This window comes from Marinobacter flavimaris, assembly GCF_002933295.1.
Lineage (GTDB): Bacteria > Pseudomonadota > Gammaproteobacteria > Pseudomonadales > Oleiphilaceae > Marinobacter > Marinobacter flavimaris.
This window is the reverse complement of the sequence record NZ_PSSW01000011.1, coordinates 164565-166187: the sequence shown is the minus strand read 5'-3', so window position 1 is coordinate 166187 and position 1623 is coordinate 164565. Positions and strand designations below refer to the sequence as shown.

The following is a 1623-nucleotide window of genomic DNA, read 5'->3' as shown; positions in this document are numbered from 1 at the left end:
AATTCTGGTGGGTCTGGGTGGACTTGAACCACCGACCTCACCCTTATCAGGGGTGCGCTCTAACCACCTGAGCTACAGACCCAAAAACACGGGCCTGCAACGACCCATCTGCTCTCTTTATTCAGCTAACCAAGTAATTCGTGTGGACTCTGACCGAAGCGTTCGGCTTCGTTTAAGGAGGTGATCCAGCCGCAGGTTCCCCTACGGCTACCTTGTTACGACTTCACCCCAGTCATGAACCACACCGTGGTGATCGTCCTCCCGAAGGTTAGACTAACCACTTCTGGTGCAATCCACTCCCATGGTGTGACGGGCGGTGTGTACAAGGCCCGGGAACGTATTCACCGTGACATTCTGATTCACGATTACTAGCGATTCCGACTTCACGCAGTCGAGTTGCAGACTGCGATCCGGACTACGATGCGTTTTGTGAGATTGGCTCCCCCTCGCGGGTTTGCAGCCCTCTGTGCGCACCATTGTAGCACGTGTGTAGCCCTGGCCGTAAGGGCCATGATGACCTGACGTCATCCCCACCTTCCTCCGGTTTGTCACCGGCAGTCTCCCTAGAGTTCTCAGCCGAACTGCTAGCAACTAGGGATAGGGGTTGCGCTCGTTACGGGACTTAACCCAACATCTCACGACACGAGCTGACGACGGCCATGCAGCACCTGTGTCAGAGTTCCCGAAGGCACCAATCCATCTCTGGAAAGTTCTCTGCATGTCAAGGCCAGGTAAGGTTCTTCGCGTTGCGTCGAATTAAACCACATGCTCCACCGCTTGTGCGGGCCCCCGTCAATTCATTTGAGTTTTAACCTTGCGGCCGTACTCCCCAGGCGGTCTACTTAGTGCGTTAGCTGCGCCACTAAGACTTCAAGAGTCCCAACGGCTAGTAGACATCGTTTACGGCGTGGACTACCAGGGTATCTAATCCTGTTTGCTCCCCACGCTTTCGCACCTCAGTGTCAGTATTGGTCCAGGTAGCCGCCTTCGCCACTGGTGTTCCTTCCTATATCTACGCATTTCACCGCTACACAGGAAATTCCACTACCCTCTACCATACTCTAGCCTGACAGTTCGAAATGCCGTTCCCAGGTTAAGCCCGGGGCTTTCACATCTCGCTTATCAAACCACCTACGCGCGCTTTACGCCCAGTAATTCCGATTAACGCTTGCACCCTCCGTATTACCGCGGCTGCTGGCACGGAGTTAGCCGGTGCTTCTTCTGTGAGTAACGTCAAGCCCTACGAGTATTAGTCGCAGAGTTTTCCTCCTCACTGAAAGTGCTTTACAACCCGAAAGCCTTCTTCACACACGCGGCATGGCTGGATCAGGGTTGCCCCCATTGTCCAATATTCCCCACTGCTGCCTCCCGTAGGAGTTCGGGCCGTGTCTCAGTCCCGATGTGGCTGATCATCCTCTCAGACCAGCTACGGATCGTCGCCTTGGTAGGCCTTTACCCCACCAACTAGCTAATCCGACATAGGCACATCCAATAGCGCAAGGTCCGAAGATCCCCTGCTTTCCCCCGAAGGGCGTACGCGGTATTAATCCGGGTTTCCCCGGGCTATCCCCCACTACTGGGCAGTTTCCTATGCATTACTCACCCGTCCGCCGCTCGTCAGCG

1 tRNA gene and 1 rRNA gene (1 of these 2 cut by a window edge) are annotated in these 1623 nt (G+C 55.1%); both read right to left on the bottom strand.

Annotated features, from left to right (window positions below):
- Window positions 1–5 precede the first annotated feature (5 nt).
- Window positions 6–82 (bottom strand) — tRNA-Ile (locus tag MDHKLMBL_RS17965).
- A 91-nt stretch (window positions 83–173) separates the two neighbouring features.
- Window positions 174–1623, bottom strand: a 16S ribosomal RNA gene (locus MDHKLMBL_RS17960) (it continues 167 nt past the right edge of the window).